Genomic DNA, 18,537 nt, shown 5'->3' on the forward strand with positions numbered 1-18,537 from the left:
GAGGCCGGCATCGACAGTATGATGTACGCTTCGATACCGGCCTTGCGGAACCCTTGCCATGGAAGCCTTGGACAACAGCAACGTCACGGGAATTGCCCGCCCGATCTCGGGCCGGGAGCAGCCCGCCTCGGTCGCCGAGGTGGTCGAGCTGGTCAGGCGCTACCGTGCCGAGCGACGGGCGCTCTATCCGGTATCGACCGGCCTCAACTGGGGTTACGGCTCGCGCTCGCCGGTCACCGACGCCAACGTCCTGGTTGACCTCTCGCGGATGGATCGCATCCGTAACGCCGACGAGATTTCGCTCGACAACCCGGTCGCCGTCATCGAACCCGGGGTCACCCAGGCGCAGCTGGCCGCCTTCCTCGCCGAGAAGTGCCCGCAGCTGACCTTCAACGTCACCGGCGCCGGCGCCGACACCAGCCTGCTCGGCAACGCGCTCGACCGCGGCGTCGGCTACTTCGGGCCGCGCAAGGACGACGTGTTCGGGCTCGAGATCGTCACCGGGACGGGAGAGATCCTGCGCACCGGCTTCCGCCGGCTCGGCGAGGAATCGCCGCTCGCGCACTGCCACCCCTACGGCCTCGGCCCGATCCTCGACGGCCTGTTCTTCCAGGGCAATTTCGGCATCGTCACCAGCGCGTGCTTCCGCCTGATTCCGCGTCGCCCGAAGGAAGTTGCCGTTTCGCTGGCGCTGCGCGACGTCGCCCACCTCGCCGAATTCATCGACGAACTGGCGCGGCTCAAGCGCGACGGCCTGCTCACCTCGGTCACCCACATCGGCAACAAGGCACGCACGCAGTCGACGCTGGCCTACGGCGTGAGCAGCTACCTGGAAAAGGAATGCGGCTACACGCCCGAGCGCGCGCTCGCGGAAGCCGAGACGGCGATCAGGATCATCGCCCCCGACGAATGGACCAGCCTCGCTTCGGTGACCGGCAACGCGGGGCAGGTGCGCGCCGCGCTGCGCGAGATCCGGCAGAGGATCGGCCGCTACGCCAGGCTCATGGTGATCACCAATACCCTGCTCGCGGTCGGTTACGCGCTCACCCACGCCCTGCGCTTCATCCCCTTCGCCCGCGCCAACGCCGCCGCGATCCTCTCGATCAAGCCGCTGCATGCGCTGGCGCTCGGGATTCCGACCGACGTCGCGATCGACAACCTGCTCTGGAAGTTCGGACGTGCCGACCTGCCGGCGAAGGCGCTCGACGAGTCGAACTGCGGCCTGCTCTTCGTCAACCCGGCGCTGCCGCTCGACGGCAAGGCGGTGGTTGCCGTCGTCAGGGATCTCGAGGCGGCCGCCGCGCGCCACGGGCACCCGCTCTACATGACCCTGAACATCGAGACCACGACCTCGATGGTCGCCGTCATCAACCTGCTCTTCGACCGCGCGCAGCCCGGGGAGGTCGAACGCGCGCATCGTTGCGCCGACGACATGCTCGCCTGCATCCGCCGCCACGGACTCGAACCCTATCGCGCCCGTGCCGACATGATGCAGGACATCGTCGGCGACGACGAGTACTGGCGCAGCGTGCGCCGCCTCAAGGCGGTGTTCGATCCCGACGACATCATCGCACCGGGCAGGTACAACAGCAGCAGTCATTGACTTGGGCCGCCCTCCTCCGTTCGGGCGGAGCACGGCAGCTCACTTCCGCCCGATCAGCGCCACCCCGGCGATGACCAGCGTCGCCCCGAGCAGTGCCCACAGCGAGACGGGCTCGTCGAGCAGCCACCAACTCAGCCATAGCGTCGCCACCGGCCCCAGCGTGGCGATCATCGCCGTGCGACCGGGGCCGATGTGCTGGATCGCCGCCGATTGCATGAACACCGGGATGACCGTAGAGAATAAAGCCATCGCCGCCGCCAGCGCGTAGATCGGCCAAGGCTGTTGCAGCAGTTCCGGCCAGGGACGCGCGATCAGGTAGTGCAGGACGACGCCGACGGTCGCCACCCCCATGGCCAGCGCGGTGAAGCGGATGCTGCCGAGGTGGCCGATCAAGCTGCTGCTGGCAAGCATGTAGAGCGCAAAACAGAAGCTCGACGCGAAGACCAGGCCGGCGCCGATCCATACCGCCTCACTGTCTGCGGCGAGACTCAGGTCGTGGGCAAAGGCTGCGGCGATGCCGAGGTAGGTGAGCAGCAGCGCCAGCACTTCGCGCCGGCCAAGGCGCTTGCCGAAGAAGGCGACGCCGAGCAGCAGGGTCAGGCTGGGATAGGTGAACAGGATCAGGCGTTCGAGACCGGCCGAGATGTACAGCAGTCCCCAGAAGTCGAGCAGGCTCGACCCGTAGAAACCAAGCAGCCCGACCCCGACCAGCGCCAGCCACTGTCGCGGCGACAAGGGGTTTGCCCCCTGCGTGCGCAGCGCCGCAAAGCCGAAGGCCGGCGCGGAGAAGAGCATGCGCAAGGCGAGCAGGGTCACCGCGTCGACCGGCGCTGCCGCGGGCGTCGGCACCAGATAGGCGAGCTTGACGAACACCGCCTTCGCCGAGAAGCCGACGGCGGCGCCGATGGCGAGCCAGAAGCCGAGGCGGTAGCGCTCGGACACGGGCTAGCGGCCGAGGCTCGCGAATCCGGGAAGTTCTTCGAGCCGGCGCTCGCACTCGACCATGAAGATCTGGCCGATCTCGGAATGATGGCTCGGGTCGAGCGCTTCCCTCAACTCGTGCGCGGTCTGCAGCCCCGCCTCGCGCGACAGCGAAGCGGCGATCTGCCGCGCCAGTTCGTCGCTCACCGTCGACAGTTGCCGACGCTCGGCCAGGGGCAGGCTGCGCCGCGAGCGCGCCAGCCACTCGGCGCAGAGGCTGGCGCCCTGCGCTTCGGTCAGCCACTGGCCGTACTCGTAATAGTTCGACAGGCGTTCGCCGAGCAGCGCGAAACACAGCGCGACGCGCAGCCCTCGCCCGGACACGCTGGCCGGGTCCAGCCTTTCCCAGCCGCTGCGTTCGCGACCGTAGACCGCCCGCTCTTCCCTGCACGTGCTTTCCCTGCTCATCTTCCGTCCTCCTGATTGCGCAGGCCGGAAGATAGCGCAAAGCGCGAGATTTTTCCGCGGGAGCGGCGCGCGCGTTCGCGGCTGCCGCTCCCACAGCCGGCTTACATGCTGCGCCGGTACTGCCCGCCAACCTCGTAGAGCGCGCCGGTGATCTGGCCGAGCGAGCAGACGCGCACCGCGTCCATGAGCACGGCGAAGACGTTGCCGTTCTCGATCACGGTCTGCCTGAGCTGCTCCAGCATCGCCGGCGCCTGATCCGCGTTGCGCTGCTGGAAGTCGCGCAGGCGCTGGATCTGCGACTGCTTTTCTTCCTCGGTCGAGCGCGCGAGTTCGATCTCCTGCTGCACGCTGCCCTTCGGGTTGAGGAAGGTGTTCACGCCGATGATCGGGTACGAGCCGTCGTGCTTCTTGTGCTCGTAGTAGAGCGACTCCTCCTGGATCTTGCCGCGCTGGTAGCCGGTCTCCATCGCGCCGAGGACGCCGCCGCGCGCGGCGATGGCCTCGAACTCCTTGAGCACGGCCTCCTCGACGAGATCGGTGAGTTCGTCGATGACGAAGGCGCCCTGGTTCGGGTTCTCGTTCCTGGCGACGCCCCACTCGCGGTTGATGATCAGCTGGATCGCCATCGCCCGCCGCACCGACTCCTCGGTCGGCGTCGTGATCGCCTCGTCGTAGGCGTTGGTGTGCAGGCTATTGCAGTTGTCGTAGATGGCGATCAAGGCCTGCAGCGTGGTACGGATGTCGTTGAAGTCCATCTCCTGCGCGTGCAGCGAGCGGCCGGAGGTCTGGATGTGGTACTTCAGCTTCTGGCTGCGCTCGTTGGCGCCGTACTTCTTCTTCATCGCCACCGCCCAGATGCGGCGCGCGACGCGGCCGATCACCGAGTATTCGGGGTCCATGCCGTTCGAGAAGAAGAAGGACAGGTTCGGCGCGAAGTCGTCGATGTGCATGCCGCGCGCGAGGTAGGACTCGACGTAGGTGAAGCCGTTGGCCAGCGTGAAGGCGAGCTGGCTGATCGGGTTGGCGCCGGCCTCGGCGATGTGATAGCCGGAGATCGACACCGAGTAGAAATTCTGCACCTGGTTGTGCACGAAATATTCCTGGATGTCGCCCATCATCTTCAGCGCGAACTCGGTCGAGAAGATGCAGGTGTTCTGGCCCTGGTCCTCCTTGAGGATGTCGGCCTGGACGGTGCCGCGCACGTTCTTCAGCGTCCATTCGCGGATCTTGTCGATCTCGTCCTCGGTCGGCTGGCGGCCGTTGTCACGCCCGAACTTGGCGATCTGCTGGTCGATCGCGGTGTTGAAGAAGCAGGCGAGGATGATCGGCGCCGGTCCGTTGATGGTCATCGACACCGAGGTGGTCGGGCAGACCAGGTCGAAGCCGTCGTAGAGCACCTTCATGTCGTCGAGCGTCGCGATCGAGACGCCGGAGTTGCCGATCTTGCCGTAGATGTCCGGGCGCTCGTCGGGGTCGCAGCCGTACAGCGTCACCGAGTCGAAGGCGGTCGACAGGCGGTGCGCGGGCATGCCTTCGGAGACCTTCTTGAAGCGGCGGTTGGTGCGGAAGGCGTCGCCTTCGCCGGCAAACATGCGGGTCGGGTCCTCGCCCTCGCGCTTGAAGGCGAAGACGCCGGCGGTGAAGGGGAAGGAGCCGGGGACGTTCTCGCGCATCAGGAAGCGCAGGATCTCGCCGTCGTCGCCGAACTTCGGCAGAATCACCTTCCTGATCTTCGTTCCGGAGAGCGATTCGGAGACGAGCTTGGTACGGATTTCCTTGTCGCGGATCCTGACCACGTATTCGTCGCCCGAGTAGGCGGCGACGGTGTCCGGCCACATGTCGAGCAGCTTCTTCGCTTTCGGATCCTGCTCGGAGTCCTTCCAGGCGATCAGTTCGTCGAAGTCGCCCGCAGGCTTGTTGCAGCCCGCGAAGATCCCCTGCGACAGGCGCAGCGCCTGCCGTTCACGCGCGATCTTGACCTGCTCCTCGGTGTGCGCGTGATAGCCGCGCACGGTGTCGGCGATTTCGGCGAGGTAGCGCACGCGCTGCGCCGGGACGATCGCGCGCTGCGCCGACGACTGCCTGACGGCGACACGCGGCAGCTTGCCCGGCTGGAGTTTGAGACCGATCGCGGAGAGTTCGGGAACCAGCGCCTGATAGAGCGCGGTGACGCCGTCGTCGTTGAAGCGCGCCGCCTGCGTGCCGAACACCGGCATCTCGTCCGCCGGCTGCATGAACAGCTCGCGGTTGCGCTGGTACTGCTTCCTCACGTCGCGCAGCGCGTCCTCGGCGCCCTTGCGGTCGAACTTGTTGATCGCGACGAAGTCGGCGAAGTCGAGCATGTCGATCTTTTCGAGTTGCGAAGCGGCGCCGAACTCGGGGGTCATCACGTACAGCGAGCGGTCGACGAATGGGACGATCGCCGCGTTGCCCTGGCCGATGCCCGAGGTCTCGACGACGACGAGGTCGAAGCCGGCCAACTTGCACGCGGCGATCACCTCGGGCAATGCCGCCGAGATTTCGCTGCCGGTGTCGCGCGTCGCCAGGGAGCGCATGTAGATGTTCGGGTGCTCGATCGCGTTCATGCGGATGCGGTCGCCGAGCAGCGCGCCGCCGGTGCGCTTGCGCGAGGGGTCGATCGAGACGATCGCGATCTTGACCGTGTCGCCTTGGTCGAGGCGGAAACGGCGCACCAGTTCGTCGGTGAGCGAGGACTTGCCGGCGCCGCCGGTGCCGGTGATGCCGAGCACGGGGACGGTGACCGACTTGGCGGCGGCGATCAGGCTGTTCTTGATTTCTTCGGAGTAGGCACCGTTTTCCAGCGCGGTGATGATCCTGGCGAGCGCACGGCGGTCGCCGGCGGCAAGCGCGGCGAGGATCGCGTCGGCGGAGGCGGGTGCGGCCTGGGTCAGGTCGACGTCGCACTGCGCGACGAGGTCGTTGATCATCCCCTGCAGCCCCATGCGCTGGCCGTCCTCGGGCGAGTAGATGCGCGTAACGCCGTAGGCGTGCAACTCGGCGATCTCGTGCGGGACGATGACGCCGCCGCCGCCGCCGAAGACCTTGATGTTCTCGCCGCCGTTGGCGCGCAAGAGGTCGAGCATGTACTTGAAGAACTCGACGTGCCCGCCCTGGTACGAGGTCAGCGCGATCCCCTGAACGTCTTCCTGCAAGGCCGCGTTCACGACTTCCTGCACCGAGCGGTTGTGGCCGAGGTGGATCACTTCGCAGCCGGTCGATTGCAGGATGCGGCGCATGATGTTGATCGACGCGTCGTGGCCGTCGAACAGCGACGCGGCAGTGACGAAGCGGACCTTGTTCTGCGGCTTGTACGGGGCGAGCTTCGGGGCGATGGAGAGGTCGGTCATGGTCGGCGATCCGGTCGGAAGTTGGCGTGACTGAATCTTTCATCATAGGGAGATGATGACAGGCGCACCATTGCCCGGCATGCCGCAAATCATGTAATTTGTGCCAAACTGCAAGCGCAATTAAAACAAGGTCTGAGCAAGCATCGTGACAAAGCCGGACAGCCGATTCGCCCCCGCTGCAGCACGCGCGCTGGGGCACACGCGCGCCAGCGTCGCCGCCGGCTTCGTACGCGGCATCCTCGCCGGCGTCGTTGCCCGCCGAGGCGACGTGCAGGAGCTCCTCGCCCGTGCCGGGATCGCTGGCGAGGTCCTCGCCGACGACGGGATGCGCATCCCGGTCGAACGCTACGCGGCGCTCTACAACCAGATCAACGCCGAACTCGACGACGAGGGCTTCGGCCTCTTCTCGGTACCGCTGCGCGTCGGCAGCTTCGAGTTGCTGTGCCGCGCGGTGAGCAGCGCGCCGACGCTGGCAGTCGCGCTCGAGCGCTGCGCGCGCTTCCTGCGCGTGCTGCTGCCCGACATCGCCGTCAGCGTCGACTGCGAGGGAGAACAATGCCGGCTCGTCCTGCGTGAAGTCGCGCCGCTGCCGGTCGGCAGGGTGTTCGCTTTCGAATGGCTGCTGCGCCTGCTGCACGGCCTCGCCTGCTGGCTGGTCGGGCGCGCTGTCGCACTCGACTCGGTCAGTTTCCCGTACCCGGCGCCGGCGCACGCCGCCGACTACGCGCTGATCTACACGGAAGACTCGCGCTTCCTCGCGCCGGACGACGACGGAGACGACACGCTGGTGGCGAGCTTCGCCGCCAACCTGCTCGAACTGCCGGTGCGCCGCGACGAGGCGGCGCTCGCCGAGTTCCTGGTCGGCGCGCCGGGGCGGCTGACGACGCTCTACCGGCGCGACCGAGAGATGGTCGCGCGCGTGCGCGACTGCCTGCGCACGACGCTGCCGCAATCGCCGACGCTGGCCGGTGTCGCGCGTGCGCTGCACCTGTCGCCGCGGACGCTGCACCGGCGGCTCGAGGACGAGGGCTCGAGTTTCCAGGCGATCAAGGACGCGCTGCGCCGCGACCTGGCAATCAGCCGCCTGGCGAAGACACGCCAGCCGCTCACCGTGATCGCCGCCGACCTCGGCTTTGCCGACGCCTCGGCGTTCTACCGCGCCTTCGTCGGCTGGACCGGCGAAGCGCCGACGCACTACCGCCGGCGCGCGCGCGGCGCACCGGCGTCGGGCTAAGGGGCATGGCGAGTTGCGCCGCCCTGGAGCATGAAACGCGCCCATCCGCTGCCGTCATTGCGAGGCGCCCAGCGCCGTGGCAATCCAGTTCGTTCTTCTGTCTCCTCGCCCTTGGCAGCTATCCACGGACGACCCGATACCAGCCCCAGGCACTGGATCGCCACGCCCTGCGGGCTCGCGATGACGCGCCGTCTGGATCGCCACGCCTTGCCGGCTCGGATGACGAGCCGCTATCCCGTCATTGCGAGGCGCGTAGCGCCGTGGCAATCCAGCACGTTCTTCTGTCTCCTCGCCCTTGGCAGCTATCCACGGGCGACCCGATACCAGCCCTAGGCACTGGATCGCCACGCCCTGCGGGCTCGCGATGACGGGCTGCTGATCGGGGCAGCGGCATCATCCCTTCGCAGTTTCACGTCAACGCGCGGGCAGCGACGCCTTTACCGCCGCCCAGTCGATCGACAGGGGCGCGAACTGCCTGTTTTCGCCGGCCAGCATCTGGCGCAGGCTGGCCAGGCGTTCCTCGGTCGGCGGATGCGTCGACAACAGCGTCGGCGGCGACACGCGGCGCTCCTCCGCCGTTCCTTCGCCGCCCCCATCGTCCGCCGGCGCACCGCGCGCGAGCGTCGCGAACATGCTCACCATGCCGTGCGGGTCGATGCCGGCGGCGAGCAGACGACGCAGCCCTTCGGCATCCGCCTCGCGCTCGGCGTCGCGCGAGTACTTGAGCTCGCCGAGCTGCGCCAGCGCTCCAGCCATCCTGTCGCCGGCGAAATCGCCGAGCGCCAGCGACACCAGCGCGCGCAGGCCGAGGCTCTTGGCCATCGCCTGCAGGCTGTGCCGCAACTCGGCGTGCGCGACCTCGTGCGCGAGGACGCCGGCAAGTTCCTCGGGGGTCTTCGCCGCACGGATCAGGCCACTGAAGACGACGACGACCCCTCCAGGGGCGGCGAAGGCGTTGAGGTCGGGACGATCGGCGACGAACCAGCGGTAGCGGTGCGGCGAACCGACGGTCAGCTTTTCGCCGATGCTGCGCACCGCGTCGACCGCGGGGCCGCGCTCGATCAGCGTCATCTGCGTGCGCGTCTGCGCCAGCGTCAGGTCGCCGAGCGCCGCCTCCTGCGCGACCGGGATCCTGGCGACGACCCAGCGCGCCAAGGCGTCGGCGTTGAGCGCGAAGCCCGCAAGCACGAGGAAGGGAAGGAGCAGGACCGCGCCGATCACGCCCCAGCCGAGACGGAAGCGCCGCTCGGTTTTCGCCTGCGCGCCGAGCGCAGCGCGCAGCGCCGCAGCGTGCTCCTCCGGCGCGCTCGCCACACAGCGTGCGCGCGCCTCGGCCGACTCGACGAAGAACGCGTAATCGCCGGCCGCCTCGGGCCCGGCGGACCAGGCGAGGCGGACGCGCTCGGCATTGAAGCCGGAGGCCTCGATCCTCACGCGGGCGGCGACGATCTCGCGTCCGTCGGCGACGACGACGACGAGCGCAGCATCCTGCCAGCGTGCTGCGGCCGCCGCCCCGCCTCCCGGCAGGCCTGGGCCGAAGACGCGCCCGGCGAAGCTTGCCGTTTCCGGCATCAGTCGTCGTCGCCGCCGCCGAGGATGCCGCCGAGGACGCCGGCGCCGAGCAGCGAGCCCTGGTCGGCCGAACGGCCGCCGGCGGCCGGCGCCGACATCACGATGCGGTTGGCAAGGCGCGACAGCGGCAGCGACTGCAGCCAGACCTTGCCGGGACCGGTCAGCGTCGCGAAGAACAAGCCTTCACCGCCGAAGAGCGCCGACTTGATCTTGCCGACGTACTGGATGTCGAAATCGACGGTCGGCTGGAAAGCGACGACACAGCCCGTATCGACGCGCAACTGTTCTCCGGGAACCAAGGTCTTCTCCATCAGCGTGCCGCCGGCGTGGACGAAGGCCATGCCGTCGCCGTCGAGCTTCTGCATGATGAAGCCTTCGCCGCCGAAGAAACCGGCGCCGAGCTTCTTCTGGAAGGCGATGCCGAGCGAGACCCCCTTGGCGGCGCAGAGGAAGGAATCCTTCTGGCAGATCAGCGTGCCGCCGATGGTCGACAGATCGACGGCGATGATGCGGCCCGGATACGGCGCGGCGAAGGCGACGCGGCGCTTGCCGGTCCCCTCGTTGTGGAACACGGTGGTGAACAGCCCTTCGCCGGTGATCAGGCGCTTGCCGGCGCCGAGCAGCTTGCCGAAGAAGCCGCCCGACTGCTGCGCGCCGTCGCCGAAGACGGTATCCATCTGGATCCCGTCCTGCATGTACATCATCACGCCGGCCTCGCCGACCGCCGCCTCACCGGGGTCGAGCTCGACTTCGACGTACTGCATGTCCGTACCGAAAATTTCGTAATCGACGACGTCCATCGCCATGGTCTGATCTCCGCAAGAAGTTGCAATCCGAAAAAAGCGCGCCGGCAGCAGCAGGCCGCCGGCGGCAGCTGGCGCGTATTCTAGCGGGGAGGCAGCGCCACGGCGATGCCGGCCGATCGAGGATGCGGGCGCAGCGAACGCACCCGGCGGCGGAATCCGCTCCGGGACGCGCTGCGCGCCCTGCGGGCGCCTGAGCTTCTATTCCCCCTCGCCGACCGGCTCGATGGCACCGGTACCGAGGAAGCCGCGCCCCTGGGCAAAGTAGACGTTGATCGGCTTCTCGTTGCGCAGGATGTCGATGACGTTCTCGAACATCGCCGACGGCAGGTGCATCCTGATGATCCCGCCGGACTCGGCATCCGGCTCGAAAGCCATTCCCGGGTCGTTGAAGCGGACGTAGGCGACGACCTTGCCGGCCGCGTCGTAGAGCGATATCTGCGCACGGTTGGTCTGGTAGCCATCCGGTCCGCCGTAGAACAGAACGTGGTAAGCCGTGACTTGCGACATTTTCGACTCCCTCCTGACAGACTGGCAGCAGCCAGCGCGATCCCGGTCGGCTGCCATGGCGACCGGAGCAGCAGGCATCGCCACATCGACCGCCGACGCGGCAGACACCATGCCAATTTCATTGTAGCCGAGGCAGCGGCGGGCCCCGGCCGGAAAGGGCGATGTCGTCCCCGAGGTACGCCGCAGGCAAGGATTGAATACGCATTTCGCATCATCAGCGGCTTTTCGGATGATAATGAGAAGACCATCGCGAACGATGCCTTGCGCAAGGGGCCGCCTGAAATGGAACTGCACATTTCTCCGCTCGAATTTCCCGCCGTCGGCGTGCAGCCGGTGGAAGTCGTCGAACGCAAGGGCATCGGCCATCCCGACACGATCTGCGATGCGCTGGCCGAGGAACTGAGCCGCGCCCTGTCGCGCCATTACCTCGAGCATTTCGGAACGATCCTGCACCACAACGTCGACAAGGGGCTGCTCTGCGGCGGCAGCGCGCGCGCCGGATTCGGCGGCGGCGAGGTGCTGCAGCCGATCGACATCTTCCTCAGCGGGCGGGCGACCGGAGAGATCATGGGCGCCCGCGTTCCGCTGCAGGAACTCGCGATCGAGAGCAGCCGGCGCTGGCTCAAGGAGAAGCTGCGCCACCTCGACGTCGACCGCCACGTCCGCCTGCACTGCCACATCCGCCCCGGTTCGAGCGAGCTGACCGAGCTGTTCCTGCGCCAGCGGGCTTTGCCGCTGGCCAACGACACCTCCTGCGGCGTCGGCTATGCGCCGCTCGACACGCTGGAAAGGCTCGTGCTGCAGGTCGAGCGCAGCCTCAATTCGACCGCGCTCAAGCGCGTCTGTCCGGCCATCGGCGAGGACGTCAAGGTGATGGGGGTCCGCCGCGGCGAGAGGATCTCCCTGACCGTCGCCTGCGCGATGGTCGACTGCCATCTGCCCGACCTGCCGGCCTATCTGGCGGCCAAGGCCGAGGTCGCGGAAGTCGCACGCACGGTGGCGCGGCAACTCGGCGTGCACGCCGTCGAGGTCGCGGTCAATGCCGCCGACGGCGAGAGCGCCGACAGCCTCTACCTCACCGTCACCGGCACCTCGGCCGAGTCCGGCGACGACGGGGAAGTCGGGCGCGGCAACCGCGTCAACGGGTTGATCACCTTCTACCGACCGATGAGCATGGAAGCCGCCGCGGGCAAGAACCCGGTGAACCACGTCGGCAAGCTCTACAACCTGCTCGCCGGACGGATTGCCGCCGACGTCATCGGCAGCGTCGCAGGCGTCGAGGAAGCCTACTGCTACCTGGTCGGACAGATCGGCCGCCGGATCGACGAGCCGGCCGTCGTCGACCTCAAACTGCGCCTGGCGCAGGGTGCGGCGATGCCGGAGATCGAAGCACAGGTCGGCGAAGTCGCCCGGCACCATCTCGCGGCCGTGGCAACGCTCTGGCGCGAGTTGATCACCGGCTCCATCGACTTGTTCTGATGCGCGCAGGCGAACGCGCGCCCGCGCATGCACAACTCGGCGCGACGCCATGGAACCATCGGCGCAAGCAGTCGTCAACGGGGCTGGGGAGCGCGACAGTCCTGCAGCAAGCGCCGTCGCGAACGGCGCCGCTTGCAACACACTTGTCATTAAACGGCGCTATAATCGTGTTTTACGCTTTCCGCACCGACCGCTCGTCATGAGAAGCCACCGCAACGACAATCTGCTACCTGCCTACCCTCGCTTTCACGTTGCCGATGGTGAAGGCCTGTTCAAGCCCATCCACTTCGCCTTCGTCAGCGAGCGGATGCACGCAGACATCCTGCAGGAACGGGAGGCCATCCTCAATGCGCTGCCGCCAGCATCGGTGGCCAGACAGGAGCGGCTGTTCGCGCGCTACGACCCGCAGGCGAGCCTGCAATCCTTCGCGAACCTGCTGCGCCTGGTCGGAATTTCCTAGCGCCCCGCCTACGGCGCCGGCAGTAGCCGCGTCGGCCGTGCCGAGCGCCACTCCGGCATCTGCGGCTGCGCGCGCGGGACCAGTGTAGTTTCCAAGCGACCGGCTGCCGGAAGCGAAGTGCTTCCGCGGCACCGTCGCGGCAAGGTGGCAGCACCCCGTTTTCATCGTCTGCTCCGGCTCGTGCTCGGCGTATCCCGGCACGCCCGGAAGGCGTATCATCCTACGACAAAGAAGATTCAGGGCATTTTCCAGAGGAGGCTTCATGAGCAAGAAGATTGCATACGTCACGGGCGGCATGGGCGGCATCGGCACGGCGATCTGCCAGCGCCTGTACAAGGACGGCTTCAAGGTCATCGCGGGCTGCGGACCGACGCGCGACTACGACAAGTGGCTCGCCGAACAGAAGGAGCTCGGCTACGAGTTCCACGCCAGCGTCGGCAACGTCTCCGACTGGGAGTCGACGGTCGAGGCCTTTGCCAAGGTCAAGGCCGAACACGGTCCGGTCGCCGTGCTGGTCAATAACGCCGGCATCACGCGCGACGGCCAGTTCCGCAAGATGAGCAAGGCCGACTGGGATGCGGTGCTGTCGACCAACCTCGACTCGATGTTCAACGTCACCAAGCAGGTGATCGAGGACATGATCGACGCCGGCTGGGGCCGCATCATCAACATCTCGTCGGTCAACGGGCAGAAGGGCCAGTTCGGCCAGGTCAACTACTCGACCGCCAAGGCCGGCGTGCACGGCTTCACCATGGCGCTGGCGCAGGAACTGGCAAGCCGTGGCGTCACGGTCAACACGGTCAGCCCCGGCTACATCGGCACCGAGATGGTGCGCGCCATCCGCCCCGAAGTGCTCGACAAGATCGTCGCCACGGTCCCGGTCAAGCGCCTCGGCGAACCGGAAGAAATCGCCTCGATCGTCTCCTGGATCGCGTCGAAGGAAGGCGGCTACTCGACCGGCGCCGACTTCTCGGTCAACGGCGGCCTGAACATGGGCTGATCCCGCCCCGCAGTTGCTTGCCTGCCGGCAAGCTGCCAGGAAAATGCCCGGCCTGGCCGGGCATTTTCATTTCGGGGACGGGATATCGATCAGCAAGGCAAGCGCCACGCGTCTCGCTGCGGCACCGGGAAATTCCGCCATCTCGGCCTCGATGTCCTCTGCCAACGCCGCTTTCATCTGTGTCTTCATCAGGTCACGACAGCCCGACAGCAGTTCTTTCACCGACAACTGCGCCGTATTACCATTCCTCGTGGTCGCGCCCTCCCCGGGGATCAAGGTCGACTTGCACGATCAAGCTCTTAGCATCAGCCATGTTCACGCCCGCCCGGGCTTTTGCACACTTCTCAGGACACTACCAAGCATGACGCCCACTGACTCCCCCGATCACGACAAAGCCATGACCTGGAGCGATGCCTTCTTGCTGGGCTATGCGCCCATGGATGAGATCCACGAAGAGTTTGTGGCCATCGTGGGACGCTTGCAGGCGGCCGAAGATGCCGCCTTGCCCGCCTTGATGGACGAGCTGGCGCGCCACCTCCAGCAGCACTTCGCGCAGGAAAATCAGTGGATGGAAGAAAGCGACTTTCCGCCACGTGGCTGCCACATCGACGAACACGCAGCCGTGCTGAAGTCGGTGACCGAGGTGCGCGAAGAGCTGGCCGCGGGTAACACCGAGTTGTGTCGCGATCTGGTGGCCCACCTGGTCGCCTGGTTCCCTGGCCATGCCGACCACCTGGACTCGGCACTGGCGCACTGGATGTCGAAGCTCCGCTTTGGTGGCAAGCCGGTGGTGCTGCGGCGTAACGTGACGCCGCGCTGAACCTGAGTGTTGAACGTGGACTGATCCGGGCGCAGCAGCAGCTTGCCGCCCGGCAAGGAGCAAATCAGATGATCCTCCTGCCGCCAGAACGATTGACTCTTCCCCAAACGCACAGCATACTGACCAGACTGACCAGTTTATGAAGGAGGCTCCATGCATACTTGGCAATTACAGGAGGCGAAGAGCCGGTTCAGCGAGTTGGTCGATTGCACCCTCGCCGAAGGTCCGCAGTTGGTGACACGCCGCGGTCACGAGGCGGTGGTGATCATCGCCGCGCCCGAGTTTCGCCGCATGCAGTCGGGATTGTCGCTGCGGGATGTGCTGCTGAGTGCGCCGCGTGGGGAGGCGCTGGACCTGAAGCGATCGGTGGAACCGATCCGGGAGCTCGAGCTGTGAAGTACCTGCTCGATACCTGCGTCCTGTCGGAGTTGGTGAAAGTTGCGCCAAGTAGCGAGGTGCTGGCCTGGGTCGCAGCGCGGGAGGACGGCGATTTGTTCGTCGCCGCGATGACGCTCGCCGAACTGCGGCGCGGTGTTGCGAAGTTGCCATCCTCCCGGCGCAAGAACGAACTGTCGACCTGGGTCGAGAATCTTGCGCGCAGCTTCGGCGACAGGGTGCTTCCCTTTACCGGAGAAACGGCTGCCTACTGGGCCGAGATGTGCGCGCGTGCTGAAGCTGCAGGCAAGCCGATGGCCGCCTTCGACTCGATCATCGCCGCAACTGCGGTCGAACATGGGCTGGCGCTGGTCACGCGCAACCAGAAGGACTTCGTGGCCGCCCCGGTCATGGTGATCGATCCCTGGGGATAGTCGATCCAGGACGATCGACATCCCCTCCCCGTGCTCACTCCACCGTCACCGACTTCGCGAGGTTGCGCGGCTTGTCCACGTCGGTGCCGCGCACCAGCGCGACGTGGTAGGAGAGCAGTTGCAGCGGGACTACGTGCAGCAGCGGTGACAGCTCGCCGTAGTGCTCGGGCAGGCGCAGGATGTGCACGCCCTCGGACTCGCTGATCTCGCTGTCGGCGTCGGCGAAGACGTAGAGTTCGCCGCCACGGGCGCGCACTTCCTGCAGGTTGGACTTCAGCTTTTCGAGTAGCGCGTCGTTCGGCGCGACGGCGACCACCGGCATGTGCCGGTCGACCAGCGCCAGCGGGCCATGCTTGAGCTCGCCGGCAGGGTAGCCCTCGGCGTGGATGTAGGAGATTTCCTTGAGCTTCAGCGCACCTTCGAGCGCGATCGGGTAGTGCCGGCCGCGACCGAGGAAGAGAGCGTGCTGCTTATCGGAGAAGCGCTCGGCCCAGGCGCGGATCGCCGGTTCGAGCGCGAGGATGCGCTGCACGGCGGCGGGAAGATGGCGCAAGGCCTGCAGTTCGGCGGCCTCGCGCTCGGCATCGAGGCGACCGCGGCGGCTGGCGAGGACCAGCGTCAACAGGTAGAGCGCGGCGAGCTGGGTGGTGAAGGCCTTGGTCGAGGCGACGCCGATCTCGGGGCCGGCACGGGTGATGAAGCGCAGTGCGGTCTCGCGCACCAGCGACGACTCGGGCGCGTTGCAGATCGCCAGCGAGTGCTTCATCCCCAGGCTGCGCGCGTGCTGCAGCGCGGCGAGCGTGTCGGCGGTCTCACCCGACTGCGAGATGGTGACGACCAGCGTCTGCGGGTCGGCGACCGATTCGCGGTAGCGGTATTCGCTGGCGATCTCGACCGTGCAGGGGACGCCGGCGATCGCTTCGAGCCAGTAGCGGGCGACCAGGCCGGCGTGGTAGCTGGTGCCGCAGGCGAGGATCAGCACCTGGCGCACGTCGGCGAAGATGGCCGCAGCGTCCGCGCCGAACAGGCCGGGCTGGAAGCTGCGCGCGCCGTCGAGCATCTCCAGCGTCGCCGACAGCGCCACCGGCTGCTCGAAGATCTCCTTCTGCATGTAGTGGCGGTATTGGCCGAGCTCGATCGCGTCGGCCGAGAGCTGCGAGACGAACACCGGTCGCTCGACCGGCGTCCCGTCGACGCGCGTGATGCGGTAGCCGGAGGCCGTGATCTCGGCGCAGTCGCCGTTCTCCAGGCTGACCATGCGCCGCGTCACCTGCAGCAGGGCCGAGGCGTCGGAGCCGGCGAAGTAGCCGTCGATCGCGCCATTGGCGCCTTCCGAGAGGCCGATCAGCAGCGGCGAGCCTTCGCGCGCGACGATGATCCGCCCCGGCTCGGACTCGCGCAGCACGGCGAGTGCGTAGGCGCCCTGGACGCGCGCCATCGCCGCACGCACGGCGACGAAGAAGTCGGCGCCGGTCTTCAGCTCGTGCGCGATCAGGTGGGCAACCACTTCGGTGTCGGTGTCCGAGGTGAACGTGTAGCCGGCGGCGCGCAGCTCGCCGCGCAGGGCTTCGTGGTTCTCGATGATGCCGTTATGCACGACGGCGAGCCCGCCGGAGACATGCGGGTGCGCGTTGCGCTCGCAGGGTGCGCCGTGCGTTGCCCAGCGCGTGTGCGCGATGCCGGTGTTGCCGGCAGCCGCGCTGGCCTCAACCTGCGCGGCGAGTTCGGCAACGCGGCCGACCGAGCGCAGGCGCTGCAGACCCTGTGCATTGACCAGCGCCAGGCCGGCCGAGTCGTAGCCGCGGTATTCGAGCTTGCGCAGGCCTTCGAGCAGGACGGAAACGATGTTGCGGTCAGCGACCGCGGCGACGATGCCACACATGATTCAACTCGCTTTCAAGCTTGAAATCTTTTTTCATCCACGAAAAACACGAAAGCCACGAAACAAAACATAGGGCTGTGGTCGTTCAGTGTCTAACCCATCGGCTTGTTTCCATTCAGCGTAAAACCCCATGAATGATTTCGCCTTTTTCGTGCATTTCGTGGCCAACTGCCTTGTTGGGGTTCAATTGACTATTTCTTCGCGACCTTCTGTGGCCGCTTCCAGCCGCCGATCGAGGTCTGCTTCGCGCGCGAGACGGTCAGCGACTCGGGCGGCGCGTCGCGCGTCAGCGTCGTTCCGGCACCGAGCGTGGCGCCGCGGCCGACGGTCACCGGCGCCACGAGCTGCGTGTCGGAGCCGATGAAGACGTCGTCCTCGATCGTGGTCAGGTGCTTGTTGGCACCGTCGTAGTTGCAGGTGATGGTGCCGGCGCCGATATTCACGCGGCTGCCGACGACCGCGTCGCCGATGTAGGCGAGGTGGTTCGCCTTCGAGTCGGCGGCGATCTTGCTGTTCTTGACCTCGACGAAGTTGCCGACATGGACGCCGGCGCCGAGCTCGGTTCCCGGGCGCAGGCGCGCGTACGGTCCGACCACCGCATCGGGGCCGACCACCGCGTCCTCGATGTGCGAGAAGGCCGCGATGCGCGTCCCGGCGCCGATGCGCGCGTTCCTGATCACGCAGTTGGGACCGATCTCGGCCGCCTCGGCGATCGAAACCCGGCCTTCGAACACGCAATTGACGTCGATGAACACGTCGCGCCCGCACTGGAGTTCGCCGCGCACGTCGATCCGCGCCGGGTCGGCGAGGCGCACACCCTGCTCCAGCAGGCCCTGGGCGATGCGGCCCTGCGCGACGCGCTCGAGCTCGGCGAGCTGCAGCTTGCTGTTCACGCCGGCGGTCTCCCAGGCGTCGGCGACCGACGCGGTATGCACGGCAAGGCCGTCGGCGACGGCGAGCGCGACGAGGTCGGTCAGGTAGTACTCGCCCTGCGCGTTGTCGTTGGACAGGCGCGCCAGCCAGTCGCCCAGGCGCGCCGTCGGCAAGACCATGATGCCGGTGTTGATCTCGCGGATCGCACGCTCCTCGCTGCTCGCGTCCTTCTGCTCGACGATGCGCAGGACGCGGCCGTCCGCGTCGCGCACGATGCGGCCGTAGCCGGTCGGGTCGCTGACTTCGGCGGTGAGCAGCGCCATCCCGTCGCGAGCCGCGTGCAGCAGTCCGCGCAGGGTGGCCTGCCGGATCAGCGGCACGTCACCGTAGAGCACCAGCGTCAGCCCGGCTTCGGCCAGATGCGGCAGCGCCTGCTGCACGGCGTGACCGGTGCCGAGCTGCGGTTCCTGCAGCGCCCAGGCGAGGTCGGGCGCGGCGAGCGCCGAACGCACGGTGTCGCCACCGTGGCCGTAGACGATGCACAGGCGCTGCGGCTGCAGGCTGCGCGCGCTGTCGATGACGTGGGCGAGCAGGGGCTTGCCGGCGAGCGGCTGCAGCACCTTGGGCAAGGCGGAGTGCATGCGCTTGCCCTGCCCGGCAGCGAGGATGACGATGTTCATGGCGTGGGGATCGGGAGGAAACGGGAGAAGAACGCCCCCGGCAATGACGCGAGGG

17 protein-coding genes are annotated in these 18,537 nt (G+C 67.3%); 8 read left to right on the forward strand and 9 right to left on the reverse strand.

What is annotated here, in order from left to right; genetic code table 11:
- Nucleotides 1-58: 58 nt before the first annotated feature.
- Entirely contained in the window at nucleotides 59-1,603 is a 1,545-nt protein-coding gene (locus CCR84_RS13645; RefSeq protein ID WP_201213348.1) for an FAD-binding oxidoreductase, read from the forward strand.
- A 39-nt stretch (nucleotides 1,604-1,642) separates the two neighbouring features.
- On the opposite strand, the gene CCR84_RS16810 is transcribed toward CCR84_RS13645, so the two are convergent.
- The 3 genes from CCR84_RS16810 to icmF all read right to left on the reverse strand — a co-directional run bounded on the left by CCR84_RS16810 (nucleotide 1,643) and on the right by icmF (nucleotide 6,360).
- Nucleotides 1,643-2,545 (reverse strand): EamA family transporter, encoded by a 903-nt coding sequence (locus tag CCR84_RS16810; RefSeq protein WP_201213350.1) that lies wholly within the window; start codon nucleotides 2,543-2,545, stop codon nucleotides 1,643-1,645.
- A gap of 3 nt (nucleotides 2,546-2,548) precedes the next feature.
- On the reverse strand, nucleotides 2,549-2,992 hold the full coding sequence (locus CCR84_RS13655; RefSeq protein WP_242508725.1) for a hypothetical protein: 444 nt from the start codon (nucleotides 2,990-2,992) through the stop codon (nucleotides 2,549-2,551).
- A 101-nt stretch (nucleotides 2,993-3,093) separates the two neighbouring features.
- Nucleotides 3,094-6,360, reverse strand: a complete 3,267-nt coding sequence (icmF, locus tag CCR84_RS13660) for a fused isobutyryl-CoA mutase/GTPase IcmF (RefSeq protein WP_201213352.1) — start codon at nucleotides 6,358-6,360, stop codon at nucleotides 3,094-3,096.
- A 145-nt stretch (nucleotides 6,361-6,505) separates the two neighbouring features.
- Here icmF and CCR84_RS13665 point away from each other — a divergent pair, with 145 nt between their 5' ends.
- Nucleotides 6,506-7,594, forward strand: coding sequence for an AraC family transcriptional regulator (locus CCR84_RS13665; RefSeq protein ID WP_338052617.1), 1,089 nt, complete (start codon nucleotides 6,506-6,508; stop codon nucleotides 7,592-7,594).
- A 414-nt stretch (nucleotides 7,595-8,008) separates the two neighbouring features.
- On the opposite strand, the gene CCR84_RS13670 is transcribed toward CCR84_RS13665, so the two are convergent.
- The 3 genes from CCR84_RS13670 to CCR84_RS13680 all read right to left on the reverse strand — a co-directional run bounded on the left by CCR84_RS13670 (nucleotide 8,009) and on the right by CCR84_RS13680 (nucleotide 10,479).
- Nucleotides 8,009-9,166 (reverse strand): M48 family metallopeptidase, encoded by a 1,158-nt coding sequence (locus CCR84_RS13670; protein ID WP_201213354.1) that lies wholly within the window; start codon nucleotides 9,164-9,166, stop codon nucleotides 8,009-8,011.
- Nucleotides 9,166-9,972: a TIGR00266 family protein gene (locus tag CCR84_RS13675; RefSeq protein WP_201213356.1), complete on the reverse strand. Its 807-nt coding sequence runs from the start codon at nucleotides 9,970-9,972 to the stop codon at nucleotides 9,166-9,168. Before CCR84_RS13675 ends, CCR84_RS13670 begins: the two co-directional genes overlap by 1 nt.
- A gap of 198 nt (nucleotides 9,973-10,170) precedes the next feature.
- Nucleotides 10,171-10,479, reverse strand: a complete 309-nt coding sequence (locus CCR84_RS13680) for a hypothetical protein (RefSeq protein ID WP_201213358.1) — start codon at nucleotides 10,477-10,479, stop codon at nucleotides 10,171-10,173.
- A 282-nt stretch (nucleotides 10,480-10,761) separates the two neighbouring features.
- Here CCR84_RS13680 and CCR84_RS13685 point away from each other — a divergent pair, with 282 nt between their 5' ends.
- The 3 genes from CCR84_RS13685 (at nucleotide 10,762) to phbB (ending at nucleotide 13,418) form a co-directional block, all read left to right on the forward strand.
- Nucleotides 10,762-11,958 (forward strand): methionine adenosyltransferase, encoded by a 1,197-nt coding sequence (locus tag CCR84_RS13685; RefSeq protein WP_201213360.1) that lies wholly within the window; start codon nucleotides 10,762-10,764, stop codon nucleotides 11,956-11,958.
- Nucleotides 11,959-12,007: 49 nt separating this feature from the next.
- Complete coding sequence (locus CCR84_RS16565) at nucleotides 12,008-12,418, forward strand: hypothetical protein (RefSeq protein ID WP_242508726.1); 411 nt, start codon at nucleotides 12,008-12,010, stop codon at nucleotides 12,416-12,418.
- A 262-nt stretch (nucleotides 12,419-12,680) separates the two neighbouring features.
- Nucleotides 12,681-13,418: an acetoacetyl-CoA reductase gene (phbB, locus tag CCR84_RS13695; protein WP_201213361.1), complete on the forward strand. Its 738-nt coding sequence runs from the start codon at nucleotides 12,681-12,683 to the stop codon at nucleotides 13,416-13,418.
- A 66-nt stretch (nucleotides 13,419-13,484) separates the two neighbouring features.
- Here phbB and CCR84_RS13700 read toward each other — a convergent pair whose 3' ends face one another.
- Nucleotides 13,485-13,640 carry a hypothetical protein gene (locus CCR84_RS13700; protein WP_201213363.1) on the reverse strand — a complete coding sequence of 52 codons (156 nt, stop codon included), beginning with the start codon at nucleotides 13,638-13,640 and terminating at the stop codon, nucleotides 13,485-13,487.
- 139 nt (nucleotides 13,641-13,779) lie between these two features.
- Here CCR84_RS13700 and CCR84_RS13705 point away from each other — a divergent pair, with 139 nt between their 5' ends.
- From CCR84_RS13705 to CCR84_RS13715, 3 genes are all read left to right on the forward strand, one after another.
- Complete coding sequence (locus CCR84_RS13705) at nucleotides 13,780-14,238, forward strand: bacteriohemerythrin (RefSeq protein ID WP_242508727.1); 459 nt, start codon at nucleotides 13,780-13,782, stop codon at nucleotides 14,236-14,238.
- A gap of 153 nt (nucleotides 14,239-14,391) precedes the next feature.
- Entirely contained in the window at nucleotides 14,392-14,634 is a 243-nt protein-coding gene (locus tag CCR84_RS13710; RefSeq protein WP_201213365.1) for a type II toxin-antitoxin system Phd/YefM family antitoxin, read from the forward strand.
- Nucleotides 14,631-15,047, forward strand: a complete 417-nt coding sequence (locus CCR84_RS13715) for a PIN domain-containing protein (protein WP_201213367.1) — start codon at nucleotides 14,631-14,633, stop codon at nucleotides 15,045-15,047. Before CCR84_RS13710 ends, CCR84_RS13715 begins: the two co-directional genes overlap by 4 nt.
- A 34-nt stretch (nucleotides 15,048-15,081) precedes the next feature.
- Here the strand turns inward: CCR84_RS13715 and glmS are convergent, their stop codons facing one another.
- Together glmS and glmU are read right to left on the reverse strand one after the other, a co-directional pair.
- Complete coding sequence (gene glmS / locus CCR84_RS13720; protein ID WP_201213369.1) at nucleotides 15,082-16,929, reverse strand: glutamine--fructose-6-phosphate transaminase (isomerizing); 1,848 nt, start codon at nucleotides 16,927-16,929, stop codon at nucleotides 15,082-15,084.
- Between the two features lie 191 nt (nucleotides 16,930-17,120).
- Nucleotides 17,121-18,482 carry a bifunctional UDP-N-acetylglucosamine diphosphorylase/glucosamine-1-phosphate N-acetyltransferase GlmU gene (gene glmU / locus CCR84_RS13725; RefSeq protein ID WP_201213371.1) on the reverse strand — a complete coding sequence of 454 codons (1,362 nt, stop codon included), beginning with the start codon at nucleotides 18,480-18,482 and terminating at the stop codon, nucleotides 17,121-17,123.
- Nucleotides 18,483-18,537 lie beyond the last annotated feature (55 nt).

Origin of the sequence: Rhodocyclus purpureus, from assembly GCF_016653115.1 — a bacterium.
GTDB lineage: Bacteria > Pseudomonadota > Gammaproteobacteria > Burkholderiales > Rhodocyclaceae > Rhodocyclus > Rhodocyclus purpureus.

Excerpts from the sequence above, each read along its gene's own strand:
- CCR84_RS13645 (WP_201213348.1), top strand. The coding sequence starts at position 59 with ATGGAAGCCTTGGACAACAGCAACGTCACGGGAATTGCCCGCCCGATC.
- CCR84_RS13655 (WP_242508725.1), bottom strand. The coding sequence starts at position 2,992 with ATGAGCAGGGAAAGCACGTGCAGGGAAGAGCGGGCGGTCTACGGTCGC.
- icmF (WP_201213352.1), bottom strand. The coding sequence starts at position 6,360 with ATGACCGACCTCTCCATCGCCCCGAAGCTCGCCCCGTACAAGCCGCAG.
- CCR84_RS13670 (WP_201213354.1), bottom strand. The coding sequence starts at position 9,166 with ATGCCGGAAACGGCAAGCTTCGCCGGGCGCGTCTTCGGCCCAGGCCTG.
- CCR84_RS13675 (WP_201213356.1), bottom strand. The coding sequence starts at position 9,972 with ATGGCGATGGACGTCGTCGATTACGAAATTTTCGGTACGGACATGCAG.
- CCR84_RS13680 (WP_201213358.1), bottom strand. The coding sequence starts at position 10,479 with ATGTCGCAAGTCACGGCTTACCACGTTCTGTTCTACGGCGGACCGGAT.
- CCR84_RS13685 (WP_201213360.1), top strand. The coding sequence starts at position 10,762 with ATGGAACTGCACATTTCTCCGCTCGAATTTCCCGCCGTCGGCGTGCAG.
- CCR84_RS16565 (WP_242508726.1), top strand. The coding sequence starts at position 12,008 with ATGGAACCATCGGCGCAAGCAGTCGTCAACGGGGCTGGGGAGCGCGAC.
- phbB (WP_201213361.1), top strand. The coding sequence starts at position 12,681 with ATGAGCAAGAAGATTGCATACGTCACGGGCGGCATGGGCGGCATCGGC.
- CCR84_RS13705 (WP_242508727.1), top strand. The coding sequence starts at position 13,780 with ATGACGCCCACTGACTCCCCCGATCACGACAAAGCCATGACCTGGAGC.
- CCR84_RS13710 (WP_201213365.1), top strand. The coding sequence starts at position 14,392 with ATGCATACTTGGCAATTACAGGAGGCGAAGAGCCGGTTCAGCGAGTTG.
- glmS (WP_201213369.1), bottom strand. The coding sequence starts at position 16,929 with ATGTGTGGCATCGTCGCCGCGGTCGCTGACCGCAACATCGTTTCCGTC.
- glmU (WP_201213371.1), bottom strand. The coding sequence starts at position 18,482 with ATGAACATCGTCATCCTCGCTGCCGGGCAGGGCAAGCGCATGCACTCC.